Origin of the sequence: Mycobacterium sp. SP-6446 (genome assembly GCF_001954045.1) — a bacterium.
Lineage (GTDB): Bacteria > Actinomycetota > Actinomycetes > Mycobacteriales > Mycobacteriaceae > Mycobacterium.
This window is the reverse complement of the sequence record NZ_MBEM01000050.1, coordinates 1-19,890: the sequence shown is the minus strand read 5'-3', so window position 1 is coordinate 19,890 and position 19,890 is coordinate 1. Positions and strand designations below refer to the sequence as shown.

Sequence of the window (19,890 nt, the reverse complement as noted above, 5' to 3'; positions counted from 1 at the left end):
GAGCTAGACGTCATGACACCCGAACCCTTGGATCAAGCGTCGCGTAGATGACGTCGGACAGCAGGCCGGCCAGCAGCACCACCGTGCCGGAGAACAGAGTGATCGCGGCGATGATGTTGGTGTCCTGGGTCGAAATGCCCTGCACCAGCCACTCGCCCATGCCGTGCCAGCCGTAGATCTTCTCGACGAACACGGCTCCGACGACCAGCCCGGCCACCCCGTAGGCGAACAGCGTCGCCAGCGGGATCAGCGCGGTGCGCAGCCCGTGTTTCAGCAGCGCGCGCCGGCGGGTGAGGCCCTTGGCGCGGGCCGTTCGAATGAAATCCTGGCCGAGGACGTCGAGCATGGCGTTGCGCTGATATCGGCTGTATCCCGCGGCGGCCATCAGAGTCAGCGTCAGCGTGGGCAGGATCAAATGCCGCAGCCGGTCGAGCAATTCATGCCCGGCGCCCGTCACCCCGGGCGACGTCTCCCCGGTGTAGTCGAAGAGCTGGACGCCGACGGCCCAATTCACCCGCAGGGCACCGAGAATCAACAGGCTGGCGATGACGAACGACGGCGTGCTCAGCACCAGTAGCGCCAGCATGGTGACGACACGGTCACTGAGTCGGTACTGGCGGATCGCGCCCCACGCGCCCGCCGCGATGCCCAGCAAGGTGCCCGCCACGGAGCCGATCACCAGCAACCGCAGGCTGACTCCGACGCGGCGCCACAGCGAGGCGGCGACCGGCTGGCCGGTGATGGTCGTGCCGAAGTCGCCTCGCACGACGTGCGAGGCCCAGTGGCCGTAGCGCAGCGGAATGGGTTTGTCCAGACCAAGCGCGTGGGCCTTGGCGTCGATGACGGCCTGCGGGGGGCGGGGATTGCGCTGCAACAGGCTGTCCAGCGGCGAGAAGGCCAGCGACGTCAGGCCGTAGGTCAGAAACGACGCCAGCGCGAGCAGCACGACATAGTTGAGCAACCGGCGCGCCAGGAAGCGAATCATGCCCGACCGAGCCGCCCGTGCCGCATTGGGACAGGTTAAGGCGTGTCGAGGCGTCCTTGTGATCCGCCTGATTTTCATGCGTGAATTACGGGTGGTCCGTTGCTAATTTCAAGCCGCAATACCGCAGGAGGCTGCTATGACGGTCACCGATGACTACCTGGCCAACAACGCCCAGTACGCGAGCGGTTTCAAGGGACCGCTGCCCATGCCGCCGAGCAAACACGTCGCGGTCCTCGCATGCATGGATGCCCGGCTCGACGTCTACCGCATCCTGGGGCTGGCCGAAGGGGAGGCCCACGTGATCCGCAACGCCGGCGGCGTCGCCACCGACGACGCGATCCGCTCGCTGGCCATCAGCCAGCGATTGCTTGGCACGCGGGAGATCATCCTGATTCACCACACCGACTGCGGAATGCTCACGTTCACCGACGACGACTTCAAGCGGGGCATTCAGGAGGAGACCGGGGTCAAGCCGCCGTGGGCCGCGGAGGCGTTTCCGGATGCCGCCGAGGATGTGCGGCAATCGATGCGCCGCATCGAAAACAGTCCGTTCGTGACCAAGCACGTCTCGCTGCGCGGGTTCGTTTTCGACGTCGCCACCGGCAAGCTCGAGGAAGTGACCCTCTAGCCCGAGCCACTTTCGCCGAACGTGTAACCACTGCGAAAAACGGGCCGGATTTTCGCACTGAGTGCACGTTCGGCGACCCAGCCAATAGCGATCAGCCCACCTTGTAGGTCGCGAGCGCTTTGGCGACGAGCGTGCCCTGCGCGTCGAGGATCTCGGCCTCGCAGTTGGTCAGCGAGCGGCCCCGGCGTAGCACCCGGCCCACGCCGATCACGTCCGTGGCGCGGGCCGGCGCCATGAAGTCCAGCGTCATCGACACCGTCACACCGCGCAGGTCGGGTGGTGCCGCGGCGCCGCACCAGGCCGCCGCCATGACGGTGACGTCGGCGAGGGTGGCGATGGCGCCGCCGTGGACCATGTCGCCGAGGGTGACATTGGAGGGATCCCACGGCAGCCGCAGCCGCACTTCGTCATCGCTGAGGTGGTCGGCGACGATGCCCAGCTTGGCGACGAACGGCGATTGCGGCAGAAACTGCGCGATGACGTCGCGGCCACTCGCCGCGGGAGGACTGGAGGGGTTGGTCATCCGTCCAGGCTAGGGGTCCAGGCTAGGGGTACCGCCCGAAGGCTATCGCGACGTTGTGCCCGCCGAATCCGAACGAGTTGTTGATGGCGTACCGGTAGTTGCCGGGCCGCGGCTTGCCGGCCACCACGTCGAGGTCGATCTCGGGGTCCAGGTTGACCAGGTTCAGGGTCGGCGGGATGACCTGGTCGCGCAGCGCCAGCACGGTCAGGATCGACTCCACAGCGCCCACCGCCCCGACCGAGTGGCCCAACGCCGCTTTGGGTGCGTAGACCGCGGCCTTGTTACTGCCCAGCGCGTTGTTGATGGCCTTGCCCTCGGCGACGTCGCCGACCGAGGTGCCGGTGGCGTGGGCGTTGACGTGGTCGATCTCGTGCGGGGTGATGCCGGCGAGCTCGATCGCCCGGGTCATCGCGTGCCCGGCGCGCACGCCGTTGGGGTCCGGCGCCACCATGTGGAAGCCGTCGGAGGTGATGCTGGCACCCATGATGCGGGCCACGATCGGGGCACCACGCGCCTTGGCGTGCTCCTCAGTCTCGATCACCATCAGGGCGCCGGCTTCGCCAAAGACGAACCCGGTGCGGTCCTTGTCGAACGGGCGACAGGCGCCCGCCGGATCGTCGTTTTTCGTGGACATCACGATGCGCATCTGAGCGAACGCGGCGATGGCGACCGCCTCGATCCTCACCTCGACGCCGCCGCAGATGGCGATGTCCGCCTCACCCAACACGATGTTGCGCCACGCCTGGGCGATGCCTTCCGAACCTGACGCACAGGCCGAAACAGGGGCGATCACGCCGGCCCTGGCGTGCCGTTCCAGGCCGACCGCCGCCGCGGCGGAGTTGGGCATGTATTTCTGCACCGCCAGCGGCGAGACAGCGTTCTTCCCACGAGCGCGCAAGTCTTCGTAGCTGAACACGATCTGCTCGGCCGAGCCCAGGCCGGTGCCGATGGATACCATCAGCCGGTTGCCGTCGACCTCGGGCGAGCCGGCGTTTTCCCACGCCCGGCGGCCCAGAACGGTGGACATCTGCGCCAGGTAACCCATCCGGTGCCGCTCGGCGCGCGTCAATCCGTCGTCGAAATCCTCCAGCAGGTGCCCGCCGATGCGCACCGGCAGGTCGTAGTGCTCGATGAACGAGTCGTCGAGGGTCCGGATGCCGCTTTGCCCGTCCAGCAACAACTTCCAGGTCTTTTCGGTGTCAGTCGCCAGCGCCGTCGTCATGGCCATGCCGGTGACGACGACGTTTGGCAAACCGTTCCCCGTAGCCAACGGTGCCATCAGGTCCGCTAAACCCTTCCCCTCCGTGCTCCAGTCGAGCGGAGACGTGCCCCAAGGTACGCCACGCGGGCCGTCATTGACATCGACGGGGGCGGGCTGGTTTTATATACGGCAATGACCATAAACATGGTCAGTTCTACCAAGTTTATTGGGATTCTCTGAAGGGGGCCCATGACCAGCGATGTGAAGGCCGCGCCGGCGGCCGGGCAGTACGAGCTGAGCCATCTGCGCTCGCTGGAAGCGGAGGCGATCCACATCATCCGCGAGGTGGCCGCGGAGTTCGAGCGGCCGGTGCTGCTGTTCTCGGGCGGCAAGGACTCCATCGTCATGCTGCATCTGGCGCTCAAGGCTTTCCGGCCGGGGCGGTTGCCGTTCCCGGTGATGCATGTCGACACCGGCCACAACTTCGACGAGGTGATCGAGACCCGCGACGAATTGGTCGCCGAGGCCGGGGTGCGCCTGGTGGTCGCGTCGGTGCAGGAAGACATTGATGCCGGCCGGGTCGTCGAGACCATCCCCTCGCGAAACCCGATCCAGACCGTGACGCTGCTGCGCGCCATCCGGGAGAACAAGTTCGACGCCGCATTCGGGGGAGCGCGGCGCGACGAGGAGAAGGCGCGCGCCAAGGAGCGAGTGTTCAGCTTCCGCGACGAGTTCGGCCAGTGGGACCCGAAGGCCCAGCGGCCGGAGCTGTGGAACCTTTACAACGGGCGGCACCACAAGGGCGAGCACATTCGCGTCTTCCCGCTGTCCAACTGGACCGAGTTCGACATCTGGTCCTACATCGGCGCCGAGAAGATCAAGTTGCCGTCGATCTATTTCGCGCACCGGCGCAAGGTGTTCAGCCGCGACGGAATGCTGCTGGCGGTACACCGGCACATGCAGCCGCGCGCCGACGAGCCGGTGTTCGAGGCGATGGTCCGGTTCCGCACGGTCGGGGATGTCACCTGTACCGGATGTGTGGAATCGGCGGCCTCCACCGTGTCGGAGGTGATCGCCGAAACCGCGGTGTCCCGCTTGACCGAGCGGGGCGCGACACGCGCCGACGATCGGATTTCGGAGGCCGGAATGGAAGACCGCAAGCGACAGGGTTACTTCTGATGGCCGCACCCGCCACGCTGCTTCGCATCGCAACCGCCGGCTCCGTCGACGACGGCAAGTCCACGCTGATCGGGCGCCTTCTCTACGACTCCAAGGCCGTAATGGAAGACCAGTGGGCGTCGGTGGAGCGGACATCCAAAGAGCGCGGCCACGAGTACACCGACCTGGCGCTGGTCACCGACGGCCTGCGCGCCGAACGCGAGCAGGGCATCACGATCGACGTCGCGTACCGCTACTTCGCCACTCCCAAGCGGAAATTCATCATCGCCGACACCCCCGGGCACATCCAGTACACCCGCAACATGGTGACCGGCGCGTCGACCGCCCAACTGGTCATCGTGCTCGTCGATGCGCGGCAGGGCCTGCTCGAACAATCGCGCCGGCACGCCTTCCTGGCCTCGCTGTTGGGCATCCAGCACATCGTGCTCGCGGTCAACAAGATGGATCTGATCGACTGGGACAGAGAGAAATTCGAGGCGATCCGCGACGAGTTCCACGCCTTCGCCGCACGGCTGGATGTACAGGACGTGGCGACGATACCGATTTCCGCGCTGCACGGCGACAACGTGGTGACCAAGTCGGACCGGACGCCCTGGTACGAGGGGCCCGCACTGCTGTCGCACCTCGAAGAGGTCTACATCGCCGGTGACCGCAACCTCGTCGACGTGCGCTTCCCGGTGCAATACGTGATTCGGCCACAGACCCACGAGCATCAAGACCACCGCAGCTATGCGGGAACGGTGGCCAGCGGGGTCATGCGCCCCGGTGACGAGGTGGTGGTGCTGCCGACCGGCAAGAGCACCCGCATCACGTCGATCGAAGGGCCGACCGGCCCTGTGGCAGAAGCGTTTCCGCCGATGGCCGTCTCGGTGAGCCTCGCCGACGACATCGACATATCCCGCGGCGACATGATCGCCCGCACCAACAACCACCCGCGGGTCGCGCAGGAATTCGACGCGACCGTCTGCTGGATGGCCGACGGTTCGGCGCTGGAGCCCGGCCGCGAATATGTCATCAAGCACACCACCCGGACCACGCGGGCGCGGGTCACCGCGCTGGAGTACCGGCTCGACGTCAATACGCTGCACCGCGACAAGTCCGCAACGGCGTTGAAGCTCAACGAACTTGGGCGCATCTCGCTGCGCACCCGGGTGCCGCTGCTGCTCGACGAGTACACGCGCAACGCCAGTACCGGCTCGTTCATCCTCATCGACCCCGACACCAATGGCACCGTGGCGGCGGGAATGGTGTTGCGCGATGTCTCGGCCCAGTCCGCGAGCCCCAACACTGTGCGGCACGCGTCGCTGGTAACCGCCGCGGACCGGGCGGTCCGGGGCAGGACGGTGTGGCTGACCGGCCTGTCGGGCGCCGGAAAGTCATCGGTGGCCATGCTCGTTGAGCGGAAGCTGATCGAAAAGGGAATTCCCGCATACGTTCTCGACGGCGACAACCTGCGTCATGGGCTGAACGCCGATCTCGGGTTCAGCATGGCCGACCGCGCGGAGAACCTGCGGCGGCTGGCCCATGTGGCGACGCTGCTCGCCGACTCCGGCCAAATCGTGCTGGTGCCCGCGATCAGTCCGCTGGCCGAACACCGGGAGATGGCTCGTCGAGTGCACGCCGACGCCGGCTTCGACTTCGTCGAAGTCTTCTGCGACACCCCGCTCTCGGAGTGCGAGCGGCGTGATCCCAAGGGGCTGTACGCCAAAGCTCGTGCGGGTGAGATCACGCATTTCACCGGCGTCGACAGCCCGTATCAACGGCCGAAGAATCCCGACTTGCGGCTCACCTCCGATCGTCCGCTCGATGAGTTGGCGGAGAGCGTCATCGAGCTACTCGAGTCGCGGCCCTAGCGCGGAACGCATCGTCGCTATGGGCGGATGGCACAATCCTCAGGGTGCGCATGTCAGCCAAGGCGGAGTATGCGGTGCGGGCGATGGTGCAGCTCGCGACGGCCAGCGCTGGCTCGCTGGTCAAGACGGATGACCTGGCGCACGCTCAGGGCATACCGCCGCAATTTCTCGTCGATATCCTGACCAACCTGCGCACCGACCGCCTGGTGCGCAGCCACCGCGGCCGCGAGGGTGGCTACGAGCTGGCCCGGCCGGGAAACGAGATCAGCATCGCCGACGTGCTGCGCTGCATCGACGGACCGCTGGCCAGCGTCCGCGACATCGGGCTCGGCGACCTGCCGTACTCCGGCCCGACGACGGCGCTGACCGACGTGTGGCGGGCGCTGCGCGCCAGCATGCGGTCGGTCCTGGAGGAAACGACGTTGGCGGATGTCGCCGCCGGCGCCCTGCCCAAGCATGTCGCGCAGCTCGCCAATGACTATCGGGCGCAGGAGAGCGTCCGGCACGGCTCACCGCACAGAAGCGACTAGCCGCCCGAGCCGTAGGGGCGGGTGAGGATCTCCATGGCGTGCCCGGAGGGATCCAGGAAGTACACCCCGCGCCCGCCGTCGCGCTGGTTGATCTCACCGGGCCGCTGTTGCCGGGGATCCGCCCAGTGCTCCATGCCGCGCGATTTGATCTTGCCGTAGATCGCGTCGAACTCCTGCTCGGAGACGAGGAAGGCGTAGTGCTGCCGCCGGATGTCCTCACCCTCGGGCGCGTCCGCGTAATCGAGGCTGGCGCCGTGATCGAGCGAGAGAACCATGAAGTGGCCGAGCGGCTTCGGGCTGGGTAGGCCGAACAGGTCGGCGAGAAATTGCGCGGACTCCTGCTTGTCGCGCGAGGCGACGATGGTGTGGTTGAAACTGATGGACATAGTTCTTTCCAGTATTCCCTCGACATCAGCTCGTGGCGAGCGCCACGGCGAGGACGTCGAGACGCCACAGCGCCTGAAAGAGCTCGCGAGCCATCTCAGCGGGCTGTGCGACGCTCGCCGCGATCTCGCGGATGGTGCGGCGTCCGTCGACGAGTTGCACGAACGCCAGCCGATCGGGGCCGAGCGTCAGCCTGGCGCCGCCGGGCCAGATGAGGTCGGCTTCGGACAGGACGCATGCGGTGCGCAATTCCGGGACGTAGTCCAGAGATTCGGCCGTCGAGAAGTCGATCGTGTACTGCTCTTTCGGACGGTCCGGGCGACACGCCATGAAGAAGTGTGTCGCATTCAGAGTTTGTATCCGCTCCATAGCCGACCAGAGTTTGATATCGGGCAGTTTCGCCAGGGCGGCGTGAAATCTGCTCGCCGGCATGAGAATTTCGTGCGGATAGTAGGGCGTCTTGTGAAACCAGCCCTGGAATTCGAGCCCCGCGGAAGCGACGAGCTCCAGGCACTCCTGGACCGTGTAGCTTCGCTGGCGGCCGTGTAAGAACGTGTCGACGACGGCGCCGTCGTCGTGCAGATCGCGGGCCACCTTGAAGTAATTTCGGACGGGATGCTCCGCGGGCAGCGTCGGGATCGCGTCCTTGACCAGCTGCACCGACTCGTCATCCTGCGACAGCCCCAAGTCCCGGAAGACCGATTCGAGCAACTCGACCCCGATCCGGCCGTATTTCGCATAGAGCATGACGCCGATCGCGCCGTCGCGCCGCAGGCAGCCGCCGAGTGCTTTCATGCCGGTCAAGGGATCCGCCATGTGATGCAGCACGCCGGTGGACACGATCAGGTCGAAGTCTCGTTGCAGCGTTGACAACTCTTCGATCGGCAGCTTGTGCAGTTCGAGGTTGTGTAGGCCGTGCTTGTCCTTGAGGTATTGCTGATGATCCAGCGCCGACTGGCTGACGTCGACCGCCACCACTTTGGCGGCCCGGTTGCTGAAGGCGAACACCGCCGCCTGATTCGCACCGCATCCCGCGATCAGGATGTCGAGGTCGGGTCGGTATTCCCGGTCGGGCCACAGGATCCGGTGGGATCGAAACGGGTCGAACCACTCCCAGTTGGTTTTGGAGTAGACCTCGAGGTCCTGGATCGGGGGCGGATAGCGCCACCGATCGTACTGCCGAGACACGACGTCGGCGCGGGGATCGTCGGTCACGGCTACTTCGGCGCCGTCAGCTCAAGGGCGATGTTGTCGGGGTCGCGGAACTCCAGGATGTACGACGGCCCGATGTCCTTGACCGGTTCGTGCTCGACGCCGATTTCGTCGAGATGTGTAGCCGCGGAATCCAATTCGGCCCTATTGTTCAGCCGGAAAGCGATGTGGTCGAGGCCGGCGCGGTCCTCGTGGAATCGGTCGGTTGCGACCGGCCGCAATCCGAGCAGCGTCCCGCCCAGGTCGTAGATCACGCCGCCGAACAGGAAGCTCAACTGATCGCGCGTTGCGTCGTCGGCGTTCTCCGGAACCTCGAGCAATACCGGCCAATCGAAGACACTCTCGTAGAACTGCCGGGATCGCTCGATGTCGCTGACCGTGAGGCGGACATGCGCGATCGAAGAACAGGTGACGCCCACGTGACCATGCTGCCACTTGAGGATCTGCATGTTGCAGGCATGCCAGAATCGCCGTCGTGCGAATAGCCATGACGATGCCGGTGATGGAGCCGGATCTGGATGCGGGAATTTTGCAGAGCTGGGCCCGGGGCATCGACGAAGGGCCGTTCTCGTCGCTGTGCTGGGGCGAGCGCATCGCTTTCGACAATCCGGACCACCTGACGCTGCTCGGGGCGCTGGCCGCGTGGACCGGCCGCGTACGGCTGGTGAGCACGGTGATCGTGCCGCAGCTGCACGAGCCGGTGCTGCTGGCGAAGGCCCTGGCGACCGGCGACCTGCTCTGCGGCGGGCGCCTGACCGTGGGGGTCGGCGTGGGCGGCAGGCACGAGGACTACCACGCCGTCGGCGCCGATCCGGCGACGCAGACGATGCGCGCCTTGGCCGACCGCGTCGCGGTGATGAAGCGGGTGTGGGCCGGCGAAAAGGTCAGCGAGTCGGTGCTGGCGGTCGGGCCGCTGCCGGTCCAGCCCGGTGGTCCTCCGCTGCTCGTCGGAAGCATGGGACCCAAGGCCATCCGCAGCGCGGCGGCCTGGGCCGACGGCCTGGCCGGCACCACCCTGGACCTGGACGCCACCAAGCAGAACGAGTTGTTCGACGTGGCGCGGGCGGCGTGGGCGCAGGCCGGCAAGCCGAAACCGCAGCTGATGACGTCGTTTTGGTTCGCGTTCGGGTCGCCCGAGCACGCCCGCGCCCAGGTGCATCGCCATCTGCGCCGCTATATGAACTGGATACCGCCGGAGTACGTCGACGCGATGGCACCGATGACCGGCTGGGCCGGCAGCGAGGACGAGTTGCTGGCCGTCCTGCGAAAGTTCGAAGCGATCGGCGCCGACGAGGTCCAGCTGATTCCGACCAGCTCCGATCTCGACCAGCTGCGCCGCGCGGCCGACGTGGCCAGGCAGCTCTAGGCCGACGCGCGCTCATTGGTATCGGGGCCGGCGGCCGGTTCCTGGGGAGGCTGCCCCTTGCGCAGCGTCGCCAGCAGCTCGCGGTACGGGCCGACGAGGTAGACGGTGTCGCCTCCACGAAGCCATGCGTCGCGTCGCGGGTGGAGCGCGACGGGCGCGTCCTGGCGGGTGATCGCGATGACGCGGGTCTGGGTGGACAGCTCGAACATCTTCAGCCCGTCGAGTTCGCTGCCGGCCGCCACGTGCATGCCGCCGACCATGAAGGAGCGTTGCCCGACGGAAAACGTCCCCAGCACTTGCAGCCCCATTGCGGCGCCGATGAACCACGGCGCGGCCAGTTCGACGGTCGACCGCACGTTTTCGAATCCGAACCGCTGCGCCACCGCGTTCCCCAGCGCGCGGTCGTATACGCGTAGCACAAGCGGAACGTCGGTCCGGACGATGTCGGGCATCACCCTGGGCCCCAGCATCTCGCGCAGCACGATTCCGGTCTCGATGTTCACCATGTCGTCCTGGGTCAGCACCGCTACCGCCCGGGCCCGCGCAACGCCGGCCGATTCCAGGGTCTGGCGCAGCGTCGCGTCCCCGAAAATCACCGGTACGTCGAGGTCGGCCGCCGTCGACAGGTAGCGGTTGTTCTCGTCGCGCTCGACGACCGCGACGTCGTATCCGGCGGCTGTCAAATCGCTGACGACGCGGATGCCGAACGAACCCAGCCCGACGACGATGACGTGATTGCGTAGGTGGCGCGCCCGACGCCGGCCGGCCGAGTGAACGAAACGCCGCGAAAGCAGCAGGTCGGCGATGAACGCGACAAGCAGTGCGGTGGTGGTGACGCCGGCGAACATCAACATGATGCTGAACAGCCGCAGCCACGTGGGCTGCTGCAGGAAGCTGAAGTCGCCGTATCCCACCGTCGCCATCGTCTCGGTGCTGAAGTACAACGCGTCGAGCCACGACATTTTCGGATGCGGCTGATAGAACAGGCGCAACACGATCGTCGATCCGAGCAGCAGGGCGGCCGCCGCCAGCAGCGCCTGCGGGAACATCGGGTTGAGGTCGTCGCGCACGCCGCGCCCGGCATCGAGTGCCCGCCGCAGCAGGGGCCGGCGGGAGCGCCTCGCGGTGGACCGCGGGATCTTGATGCCGCGGGTGGCCAGCTCGTCGGCGGTACCGATCATCGCGGTCCAGTCGCCGGCGTGCACCGGCAGATCCCGGCCGGGGCACACCTCCACCTCGCCCGGGGCAGAGGTGTTCTCGCCGTGAATCACGGCCACCGGTGCTAGGTCGCCGTAGATCTCGCGTAGCGTCGCGTCCCGCGGTGCTTCGGCGCCCGAGACAACGAATTTGATGCCCGCCGCCTCGAACGGGTGCGCCGTGTGCGCCAGACATGCCTCGACGACCGACGGCGCAGCGAGCTCCGCCACATCCAGAATCGCGCCGGGCCGCTTGTCGGCAGTCAGAGCCGTGCGCAGGACGTCGTTGGCCAGCCGCGCCACCACCCGTACGTTGGGGTTGGCTTTCCTTGCCAGCAGGGCGATTTCGAGATTGATCGCGTCATCGTCTCCGGCGCAGACCACGGCGAGCGCGCGCGTCACCCCGGCGTCGGCGAGCTCGGCGGCGGTGGTGACTTTGACGATGTGCACACCGGCGTTGTTGAGCTCCTCGACGATCGTGGTCGCCAGTGCGTCGTCACCGCTGACGATGATGTGCCGACGCATGCTCACCAACGCTACCGTGCGGATTTGTCCCAGCAAAAGTGCTGCTTCGCACGACATCGTTGTGCCACAAGTAGAGTCGCAGCATGCCCACAGCCCAGCGCGGGCGCAGCAGCATCGAGATCGTCGCGCCTCCCGATCTCGTATACGACCTCATCGCTGACGTCACCCGGATGGGCGAATGGAGCCCCGAATGCTACCGGTGCGAGTGGCTTGACGGGGTAACTGAGGCGGCCCCGGGCGCGCGGTTTCGCGGGTACAACCGGCGCGGTCTGCTGCGGTGGCAAAGAACGGCCGTGGTCGTTGCCGCCGACCGGGGCCGTGAATTCAGCTTCAGCACGGTCAACGACGGCACTGGGCGTGAAGAAACACGTTGGCTTTACACGATGGAGCCGTCGTCGTCCGGCACGTCGCTCACCGAGTCCTTTCAGTTCGTGTGGTGTTCGGCGCCCACTCGACTCGCTGAAGCGCTTATGCCGCGGGGACGTCAGGTCAACCAGGGGATCGAGGAGACACTGCGGCGCATCAAACGGGCCGCCGAAACACCCGCCTCATAGGACTCGGAATTGCGCTGACCGCGATACTGGCGGCGTGCCTTTCATCGAACGCGTCGCATCCCGCGAAATCTATCGGAACCGGTGGATGGTGCTTCGAGAGGACGACATCCGTCGTGCCGACGGCAGCGCGGGCATCTTCGCCGTGGTGGACAAGCCGACCTATGCGCTGGTGCTGCCTTATGACGGACGGAGCTTCTCCTTGGTCGAACAGTTCCGGTATCCGCTCGGCGCGCGGCGCTGGGAGTTTCCACAGGGCACGGCTCCGGATCTGGCGGAAAGCGAGCCGTCCGAGCTGGCGGCGCGCGAGCTGCGCGAGGAAACCGGGCTACGTGCGGCATCGTTCGAGGCGCTCGGCCAGCTCGACGTGGCGCCGGGACTGAGCAGTCAGCGCGGGTGGGTTTTCCTGGCCACCGGGATCTCCGAGGGCGAATCCCGCCGCGAGCACGAGGAGCAGGACATGCACAGCCAATGGTTCGCGCGCGACGACGTCGAGCGGATGATCCGCTCGGGTGTGATCACGGACTCGCAGTCGATAGCGGCCTATGGCCTGTTCCTGCTACGGAAGCGATGAGTTCTGGGTCCGGCATCGGTCAACACCGATATGACGATCACACAACGCAATCTCGACGGCTATGGTGCGCCGGCCATTCAGTGGGCTCGGGTCAAAGCCGTGCTGGACAGTCAGCTGACCCAGGCGCCGGAAACCGGCGGCCCGCAACGCCACACGGTGTGGCTCACCACGATCAATCCCGACGGCACCCCGCATGTGATGCCGCTCGGGGTGCTTCCGTGGGACGGCAGCTGGTACTTCACCTCCGGCCCGGCCACCAGGAAATCGCGTAACTTGGCCCGCGATCCGCGATGCGTACTGTCCGTCGCCACCGATCCGTTCGATCTTGTCGTCGAAGGGTCCGCCCGCCGGGTTACCGACGCCGGCGAACTGGCGTCCGTCGCAGACGTTTTCGCGCGTGACGGCTGGCCGTGCCGCGTCGAGGGCGACGCGCTGACGGCGGAGTTCAGCGCTCCCTCGGCCGGCCCCGCGCCGTGGCATCTCTATCGCGTCACGCCCGAGACGGTGTTCGCTCTCGGCACGTCGGAACCCTACGGCGCCACCAAGTTTCAGGTGAAGTGAGCGGACAGACCGGCCGCGGCGCAGATCTGCTTTCGCGCGGCGGCGCGGTCGGCGTCGGGAAATATGTAATGGCTCAACGCGGTTCGTGCGATGGCGCCGGCCAGAGCGCGAGGGTCGACCGGCGTGAGGAAGGCACCCTCGCGGGCGCAACGCTGCAACACCGCCAACAGGCCTTCGGCGAGCATGGGTAAGGCCTGCGCCATCTGTTCGTGTGCAAATCCCGGCTCGAGATCGAGCAGGCGCCCGGGTGGCTGGGCCTCGACGAAGGTCGCGACGACGTCGACCGCGGCTTCCAGTCGTGCGACCCCGACGACGCCCGACGTCGCTTCGTCCAATGCGGCGGTGAAGCGCCGGCGCTCGCGTTTTCCCAGCGCATCGATGAGCTCTTCCTTGGAAACGAAGTAGCGGTAGATGGTCGGCCGGGACACCCCGGCCAGCGTCGCGACGTCCGACAGCGACAACTTGCGGGCGCCGGTCCGGAACGCGAGCCGCTGCGCCGCGTCGAGGATACGATCGGCGACCGACGCGGCGGCGGCGTTTACAGCTTGCCGAGTTTGCACAGCCATGAGATCAGCCGTCGCAGGCCGTCTTCGAAGGACATGGGCTCATACCCGAGGCGCCGGGTGGTCAGATTGTCGGTCGCTCGGGGTCGGCGGTTGCTCTTCGCCGCGGCCTCCGCGATGGCCATCAGCGTGGGCCCGAATTCGGCGGTCAGCGCCTCGGGATCGGTGCGGTAGTCGAGATCCTCGACGCGGTGGTCGATTCCGGCGATCTCGCACGCGCGATTGATGCCACCGGCCGTGCTGAATGTGTCGTCGGGCCGGCCGACCAACAGGTATCGCTCGCCGGCCATCCCTTTGTCCAGCGCGGCGATCGCGCCCTTCGCGACATCCGCCCCGGCGACCCACGTCACCGGAAAAGCCAGATAGCGCTTAATCTTTCCGCGCATGCCCGCCAGCAGCACCCGGTTGAAGCTGGTGCGGTGCAAGGCGCGTTCCACGACCAGGCCGGGCCCGAAGATCGCGCCTGGATGACACGTCAGCACGTCGTCGCCCGCGGCGGCACGCCGGTGCGCCTCCAGGAAGGCGGCCAGCTTGGTGACGGTGTAGGGGTCACCGGGCGGGTTCTTCAGGACGGGCGCCTCTTCGAAATCGACGCCGGTGCTCAGGTCGAGGAACGTCGCGGTGCTCAGGGCAACCACCCGGCGCATGCCTTGGGATTTGGCCGCATCCAGGACGTTGGTGGTGCCGACGGTGTTGACCGCCTTGAAGTCCTCCAGGTCCTGACTCGCGCCGCCCAGCAGCGCCGCGCAGTGAATGGCTGCCTCGGCGCCCTTCGCCGCGTGCAGCACGTCGTCGGCATCCGTGATGTCGCCCTTGACCAGCTCGACGCCGACCCCGGCCAGCGGCGCGGCGTCGTCGGGATTGCGAACCAGGGCCCGAACGTGGTCGCCCCGCTCGATCAATTGCTGACAGACGTTGCCGCCGGTCTGCCCCGTCGCGCCGGTGACGAAGATCGTGCTGGCCATGGCGGCCTCCCGCGTTGTTACATATCGAACAGATTTAGTTTTGACTGTAAACCTTGAAGTGGGATTGTTCTATATTCATCTCCATGACACTCGATCCCTCCAGCGTCCTTCTGACCGACCGCGTCGCGGTCGTCACCGGCGGAGGCGCGGGCATCGGCCGCGGCATTGCGGCCGGCCTGAAGGCCTTCGGCGCGCGGGTCGCGATCTGGGAACGCAACCCTGACTCGTGTGCGTCGGCGGCCGAGGAGATCGGCGCGCTGGGTTTGACCGTCGACGTCCGGGACGGCGCCGCGGTGGATGCCGCGCTGGAGCAGACGACCGCCGAACTCGGAACGGTGACGATCCTGGTCAACAACGCCGGCGGGGTGTTCTGGTCGGGGATCCTCGACACCAGCGAGAACGGTTGGGACGCGCTGTACAAGTCGAACCTGCGGCACGTCTACCTGTGCACGCAGCGGGTGGCTCGCATCCTCGTGGAGCAGAAGCTGGCGGGCAGCATCATCAGCGTCACCTCGATCGAGGGGGTGCGCGCCGCGCCCGGATATGCCACCTACGCGGCGGCCAAGGCCGGCGTCATCAATTACACGAAGACCGCCGCACTCGAGCTCGCCCCGCACGGCATCCGGGTCAACGCGCTGGCGCCCGACATCACGCTGACCGAAGGCATCAGGCAGATCGCGCCGCCGGGCTCCGAGCAGCGATTCGGTCTCACCGTCCCGATGGGACGCGCGGGTCATGTCGATGAAATGGCCGGCGCGGCAGTGTTTCTCGCGTCCGACATGTCGAGTTACATCACGGGTCAGACCATTCACGTCGACGGCGGCACCCATGCCGCCAGCGGCTGGTATCACCACCCGGAGACCGGCGCGTACGCGCTCGGTCCGACGAGCGGTCAATCGCCGGTGTCGAGGCCGACATGAGCGGACATCCCGCCGTCGATCGAAATCATCTGCCCGGTGATGTAGCGCGACGCGTCCGAAGCCAGGAATACGACGAGGTCGGCGACGTCGCGCGGCTCTCCGAGGTACGGCGTCAACGTGGCGCGGCCGAGGCGGCCGATGATCTCCTCGGACAGGTGCGCGCGAACGGCGTCGGTGAGGATCAATCCGGGCACGATCGTGTTGGCCCGCACGCCGGCCTTTCCCTCGCTGGTCGCGACGTACATCGTCAGGGTGTGCACCCCGGCCTTCGAGACGCCGTAGGCCAGGCGGGTGCGGTCGCCTTTGAGTGCGGCCCCAGACGACATGTTGACGATGGAACCCCCTCCACCCCTGCGCATTTCGGGGACCGCGTACTTGCACATCAGCAGCTGACTGCCGAGGTTGACCTGCACGGACCGCTGCCACACATCCAACGACATTTCGGTGACTGTGGTGTCCCGCGACAAGAAGTCGCTGGCGGTCAGGGCCGCGTTGTTGTGCAACACGTCGACGCGGCCGAACTCCGCCACCGTCGATTCCACCACTTCTCGCACTGTCGCCTCCTGCGCGAGATCGCCGCCGAGCGCGATCGCGCGGGACCCCGTTCGCCGAATCTCGTCGGCGACCCCGGCGGCCTTCGCGACGTCGACGTCAACCACGGCGACGGCCGCGCCCTCGTGGGCCAATTCGTGCGCCGTCGCCGCGCCGATTCCGCCTGCGCCCCCGGTGACTATCGCGACCTTTTCGGCAAGTCTGGACATCGAGTTCTCCCAATCATCTGGCCTTTTCGGCCACGCACAAGAAAGTTAGCCTGATTTATGCCGCGTATTGCGCCAATCCCGATGGAAGAGCTGAGCTCGCGCTCCCGCGAGATCGTGGAGGCCGGCGTTGCCGCCGGGCTCTACGCCACGCCGGTGCCCCTGCAGATATTCGCGTACCGCAGCGCACAACTCGAACAGGTCGACATGGCCCGACATCAGCTGGGTGCCGGCACCCTGCTCGGCGGCCGCATCCTGGAGTTGCTGCGCATTCGCAGCGCCCAACTCGGCGAGTGCGAGCCCTGCAGTCAGTCGCGCAAGCATGACTCGATCACCGACGAAGATGTGGCATGCCTGCTTGCGCCGGGACACGGCTCGCTGACCCCGCAGGAGCAGATGGCCGTCGAATTCCTTGACTTGCTTTCGGCCGACCATCACGCCATGGACGACGATTTCTACAAGCGTCTGGGGGAGCATTTCACCGCCGCGCAAATCATCGAGTTGGGGTTCACCTGCGCTGGCGTGATGGGAGTGCACCGCTTCATCCACACCCTCGACGTCTACGGCGATTCACCGCCGGTCATCGGCTACGACCGGGATCAGGTCGACAGCACGAAGCCGGAGTGACCGGCTGGGTCTCGGAAGCGTTCGGCGCCATAGAGTTTCAGCCGTGTCCGTGCCGATATCTCGTTGTGTCGTCAACCCCGCACCATGTAGGCGATGCGTTCGAGGGTGGTGCGACTGGTCGCGGTGCTGGGCGGTATCGCACTGGCGATGGTCGGCACCACAGTCGTTGGGGCACACGCGGCCATGCCGTCGTGGAACGGCAAATACTCGCTGGTGAGATACGCCGTCAACAAGACGGGTACTAGCGCCGCCGCAGGGCAGGCCGAACCGACATTCAGTGCCGACTACGTCTTCGTGACGTCGTGCGCGTCCGGCACGTGCGTCGCCACCGCCACCGATGGACCCGTGCCCAAGAACCCGACGTTGCCGCAGCCGTCGCATTACACCTGGGACGGCACTCGGTGGGTTGAGCATTTCGACTTCCAATGGGACTGCTACATGGGCGACGGGATCCCGAAGGTCTGGTCACCAGCAAGGTCGTGGGCGTTCTACGCGCCGCAACCCGACGGTTCGCTGCGCGGCACCTGGCACACCGACATCGCCGGCGGGCCGTGCGGCGGAAGCGTCGAAATGCCGGTGGCGGCGTTTGCGGTGCGGCCCGGATGACGGCCGCCGCCCGTATACACCGGCCCTTGGCGGCAAACCCGCTGCAGCCTATTGCGACACGGTCACGGAAGCATACCCATTCGCAGCTCACTGGTCACAAAGGCCTCAGCAGTCACTATCGTCACATAGGCCAGCCGCAGACGTCAATGCGACGTCTCGCCCCCCGAAAGGTGTGACCTTTGTCGGCGATTCTTCGAGGCACTTCGCTATGGGTGGTGTCGACGGCCGCCATCGCATTCATCGTTGCGTTGGGCCCGGCTCCATCGGCGAATGCCACCCCTTGCGGCGCGCCCGAGGCGAACGTGGAACCACCCCCGCGGCAGGAGATGCCCGCGCCGCAGCCCGTTGTGGTGCCGCCCACCGGGCGGCGTCCCACTCATACGAATGACCAGGCGCCGCTGCCCAAGTTGGGCCCGCTGATCCAGTCCTTCCTCAGGCCGACCGCTCCCGGTCAGCGATACTCGGCCCCACTGCAACCCCAAGCCGGTGTGGTACCGCCGCCCGGGCCCAACCCTCCCGCGCCGGGCTTCCCGCAGACGCCGAATGCCACGCAGCTGCAGCCGAACGCGGCACCGAATCCGCCGCAGCCGGCACCGCAACCGGCGCCGCAGCCCGCGCCGCCGCCCCCGGCCAATATCGCGGGGGCGCCGACTTCGCTCGTCGACTGGGTGACCGGGCCCAACGGCCCCAACAAGACGCTGCAGCGATTCGGCATCTCCGGAACCGACCTCGGGATCATTTGGGACAACGGCGATCCCGCCAACCGGCAGGCCCTGATGGCCTTCGGTGACACATTCGGCTACTGCAAGGTCCGCGGCCAGGAATGGCGGTACAACGTACTGTTCCGCAGTAACGACCGTGACCTGTCTAAAGGAATCCACATCGCGGACGGCGTACCCAACAACAACTATTCGGGTTCACCGGTCTGGACGAACGGCCTCTCCAAGCAGGTGGTCAACTCCATCCACAAGGCGGCGCACGAAACGGGAATCATTCCGACCTCGGCCATCTCGATCGGGCGCACCCAATACATGAACTACATGTCCATCCAGCATTGGGGGCGCGACGGCGAATGGACAACGAACTACTCTGCGATCGCGAGATCCCTTGACAACGGCCAGAACTGGGGAATCTACCCCGGGTCTATGCGCACTGCTTCGGCCGACGCGGTCCCGGGCGTCGGGTTCACCCCGGGCAATGAGAATTTCCAGATGGGGTCGTTCATGCGGGGCACCGACGGTTACCTCTATTCGTTCGGAACCCCGTCGGGACGTGGCGGTGCGGCGTACCTGTCGCGAGTGCCCCCGAACGCTTTGCCCGACCTCACCAAGTACCAATACTGGAACGGCGACAACGGCGGGCGCTGGGTCCCGAACAATCCGGGCGCGGCGACGCCGGTTTTCCCCGGCCCGGTGGGCGAAATGTCGTCCCAGTACAACAGTTATCTGAAGCAGTACTTGGTGCTGTACACCAACGGTGGCAGCAACGACGTCGTGGCCAGGACGGCGCCGGCTCCCCAGGGACCGTGGAGTCCCGAACAGCCGCTGGTGTCGTCGTTCCAGATGCCCGGTGGGATCTACGCGCCGATGATCCATCCCTGGTCGTCGGGGCGGGACCTGTATTTCAACCTGTCGCTGTGGTCGGCCTACGACGTGATGTTGATGCACACCGTGCTGCCTTAGCCTTTCGGCTTGACCTGCGGTGATGCCGCGTTTGTGCAATAGTGTTTGCCTGATGAAGAGACAAGCAGCACTTGCGATCGCTATCGGCGCCGCATTCGCGGCAACGCCGGTCGCGCATGCCGACAACAACTGGATTGCCATGGCGATGTCCGATTCCACCGGGCAGATCAAGTTCGTTGACGGTGGGACCAGTCAAGGTGCCGCCGAGCAGAAGGCGATGGAGACGTGTCGCAAGGCCATCAGCGACTGTCGCCTTCTGGCCAGCGGGCAGGGCGGGTGCATCGCGCTCGTTTTGAACAGCGCGAAAACCAAGTACTTCGGCGGCTGGGGCCCGACCCGCGAAGAAGCCGAGGCGGCGGCGCTAGGGATCGCCGGCGGCGGAACGGTCCAAGCCGGGCACGGCCACTGTCAAGGCGACGGGGGCGCCGGCGGCGGTGGATTCGGTGCCGCGTTCGGCTGCAGCTGCGTGGCATTCGGCGTCTGCGGGAAGCCCGGCGCGGG

At 66.5% G+C, this 19,890-nt stretch carries 22 protein-coding genes and 1 pseudogene; 13 read left to right on the top strand and 10 right to left on the bottom strand.

The features are described from left to right. Positions 1-10 precede the first annotated feature (10 nt). Positions 11-985, bottom strand: coding sequence for an ABC transporter permease (locus A5736_RS03950; RefSeq protein ID WP_076244637.1), 975 nt, complete (start codon positions 983-985; stop codon positions 11-13). A gap of 136 nt (positions 986-1,121) precedes the next feature. On the opposite strand from A5736_RS03950, the gene A5736_RS03945 reads away from it, so the two are divergent. After that, entirely contained in the window at positions 1,122-1,613 is a 492-nt protein-coding gene (locus tag A5736_RS03945; protein ID WP_076244635.1) for a carbonic anhydrase, read from the top strand. Between the two features lie 91 nt (positions 1,614-1,704). On the opposite strand, the gene A5736_RS03940 is transcribed toward A5736_RS03945, so the two are convergent. Both A5736_RS03940 and kasB read right to left on the bottom strand, forming a co-directional pair. Continuing rightward, on the bottom strand, positions 1,705-2,136 hold the full coding sequence (locus A5736_RS03940; protein WP_076126914.1) for a PaaI family thioesterase: 432 nt from the start codon (positions 2,134-2,136) through the stop codon (positions 1,705-1,707). A 22-nt stretch (positions 2,137-2,158) separates the two neighbouring features. Continuing rightward, positions 2,159-3,415, bottom strand: a complete 1,257-nt coding sequence (gene kasB, locus A5736_RS03935) for a 3-oxoacyl-ACP synthase KasB (protein WP_076244633.1) — start codon at positions 3,413-3,415, stop codon at positions 2,159-2,161. A 171-nt stretch (positions 3,416-3,586) separates the two neighbouring features. Between kasB and cysD the strand changes: the two genes are divergently transcribed. From cysD to A5736_RS03920, 3 genes are read left to right on the top strand one after another with little or no spacing between them, the layout of a single operon-like run. Next, entirely contained in the window at positions 3,587-4,516 is a 930-nt protein-coding gene (gene cysD, locus A5736_RS03930; RefSeq protein WP_076126919.1) for a sulfate adenylyltransferase subunit CysD, read from the top strand. Continuing rightward, on the top strand, positions 4,516-6,369 hold the full coding sequence (gene cysC, locus A5736_RS03925; protein WP_076126922.1) for an adenylyl-sulfate kinase: 1,854 nt from the start codon (positions 4,516-4,518) through the stop codon (positions 6,367-6,369). The genes cysD and cysC overlap by 1 nt, the downstream gene beginning before the upstream one ends. A 44-nt stretch (positions 6,370-6,413) precedes the next feature. Continuing rightward, positions 6,414-6,899, top strand: coding sequence for an RrF2 family transcriptional regulator (locus A5736_RS03920; RefSeq protein ID WP_076126924.1), 486 nt, complete (start codon positions 6,414-6,416; stop codon positions 6,897-6,899). Here the strand turns inward: A5736_RS03920 and A5736_RS03915 are convergent. Genes A5736_RS03915 through A5736_RS03905 form a run of 3 tightly spaced genes read right to left on the bottom strand, consistent with a single transcriptional unit; the run spans position 6,896 to position 8,914 of the window. Beyond that, positions 6,896-7,285, bottom strand: coding sequence for a VOC family protein (locus tag A5736_RS03915; protein WP_076126927.1), 390 nt, complete (start codon positions 7,283-7,285; stop codon positions 6,896-6,898). The genes A5736_RS03920 and A5736_RS03915 overlap by 4 nt on opposite strands. Positions 7,286-7,310: 25 nt before the next feature. Beyond that, complete coding sequence (locus A5736_RS03910; RefSeq protein WP_076244631.1) at positions 7,311-8,498, bottom strand: bifunctional 2-polyprenyl-6-hydroxyphenol methylase/3-demethylubiquinol 3-O-methyltransferase UbiG; 1,188 nt, start codon at positions 8,496-8,498, stop codon at positions 7,311-7,313. Positions 8,499-8,500: 2 nt separating this feature from the next. Continuing rightward, positions 8,501-8,914 carry a VOC family protein gene (locus tag A5736_RS03905; protein WP_076127303.1) on the bottom strand — a complete coding sequence of 138 codons (414 nt, stop codon included), beginning with the start codon at positions 8,912-8,914 and terminating at the stop codon, positions 8,501-8,503. A gap of 68 nt (positions 8,915-8,982) precedes the next feature. Here A5736_RS03905 and A5736_RS03900 point away from each other — a divergent pair, with 68 nt between their 5' ends. Continuing rightward, positions 8,983-9,861 (top strand): LLM class flavin-dependent oxidoreductase, encoded by an 879-nt coding sequence (locus A5736_RS03900; protein ID WP_076244629.1) that lies wholly within the window; start codon positions 8,983-8,985, stop codon positions 9,859-9,861. Here the strand turns inward: A5736_RS03900 and A5736_RS03895 are convergent. After that, positions 9,858-11,582 (bottom strand): NAD-binding protein, encoded by a 1,725-nt coding sequence (locus A5736_RS03895; RefSeq protein WP_076126934.1) that lies wholly within the window; start codon positions 11,580-11,582, stop codon positions 9,858-9,860. The genes A5736_RS03900 and A5736_RS03895 overlap by 4 nt on opposite strands. A gap of 83 nt (positions 11,583-11,665) precedes the next feature. Between A5736_RS03895 and A5736_RS03890 the strand changes: the two genes are divergently transcribed. The 3 genes from A5736_RS03890 (at position 11,666) to A5736_RS03880 (ending at position 13,268) form a co-directional block, all read left to right on the top strand. Beyond that, positions 11,666-12,136, top strand: coding sequence for an SRPBCC family protein (locus A5736_RS03890; RefSeq protein WP_076126937.1), 471 nt, complete (start codon positions 11,666-11,668; stop codon positions 12,134-12,136). 85 nt (positions 12,137-12,221) lie between these two features. Continuing rightward, positions 12,222-12,707, top strand: coding sequence for an NUDIX hydrolase (locus A5736_RS03885; RefSeq protein ID WP_175611177.1), 486 nt, complete (start codon positions 12,222-12,224; stop codon positions 12,705-12,707). Positions 12,708-12,737: 30 nt separating this feature from the next. After that, entirely contained in the window at positions 12,738-13,268 is a 531-nt protein-coding gene (locus A5736_RS03880) for a pyridoxamine 5'-phosphate oxidase family protein (protein ID WP_076126943.1), read from the top strand. On the opposite strand, the gene A5736_RS03875 is transcribed toward A5736_RS03880, so the two are convergent. Together A5736_RS03875 and A5736_RS03870 are read right to left on the bottom strand one after the other, a co-directional pair. Further along, positions 13,256-13,834: a TetR/AcrR family transcriptional regulator gene (locus tag A5736_RS03875; RefSeq protein ID WP_076244625.1), complete on the bottom strand. Its 579-nt coding sequence runs from the start codon at positions 13,832-13,834 to the stop codon at positions 13,256-13,258. The two genes, A5736_RS03880 and A5736_RS03875, sit on opposite strands and share 13 nt — an antisense overlap. Beyond that, positions 13,807-14,796 carry an NAD-dependent epimerase/dehydratase family protein gene (locus A5736_RS03870; protein WP_076244623.1) on the bottom strand — a complete coding sequence of 330 codons (990 nt, stop codon included), beginning with the start codon at positions 14,794-14,796 and terminating at the stop codon, positions 13,807-13,809. Before A5736_RS03870 ends, A5736_RS03875 begins: the two co-directional genes overlap by 28 nt. Positions 14,797-14,879: 83 nt before the next feature. Between A5736_RS03870 and A5736_RS03865 the strand changes: the two genes are divergently transcribed. Beyond that, entirely contained in the window at positions 14,880-15,716 is an 837-nt protein-coding gene (locus A5736_RS03865) for an SDR family NAD(P)-dependent oxidoreductase (protein WP_076126951.1), read from the top strand. Here the strand turns inward: A5736_RS03865 and A5736_RS03860 are convergent. Further along, the gene (locus A5736_RS03860) at positions 15,689-16,477 is read right to left on the bottom strand and encodes an SDR family NAD(P)-dependent oxidoreductase (RefSeq protein WP_076126953.1); all 789 of its coding nucleotides are present in this window, start codon (positions 16,475-16,477) and stop codon (positions 15,689-15,691) included. The genes A5736_RS03865 and A5736_RS03860 overlap by 28 nt on opposite strands. 81 nt (positions 16,478-16,558) lie before the next feature. Between A5736_RS03860 and A5736_RS03855 the strand changes: the two genes are divergently transcribed. The 4 genes and pseudogenes from A5736_RS03855 to A5736_RS03840 form a co-directional block, all read left to right on the top strand. Further along, on the top strand, positions 16,559-17,101 hold the full coding sequence (locus tag A5736_RS03855; protein ID WP_233148082.1) for a carboxymuconolactone decarboxylase family protein: 543 nt from the start codon (positions 16,559-16,561) through the stop codon (positions 17,099-17,101). A 147-nt stretch (positions 17,102-17,248) separates the two neighbouring features. Continuing rightward, entirely contained in the window at positions 17,249-17,707 is a 459-nt protein-coding gene (locus tag A5736_RS03850; protein ID WP_083667126.1) for a hypothetical protein, read from the top strand. Positions 17,708-17,886: 179 nt separating this feature from the next. Next, a complete protein-coding gene (locus A5736_RS03845; protein ID WP_076126957.1) occupies positions 17,887-19,389 on the top strand; it encodes a DUF4185 domain-containing protein in 1,503 nt (500 codons plus the stop codon). Between the two features lie 49 nt (positions 19,390-19,438). Then, positions 19,439-19,810: pseudogene (locus A5736_RS03840) on the top strand (DUF4189 domain-containing protein); the annotation flags it as partial. Positions 19,811-19,890: the final 80 nt, after the last annotated feature.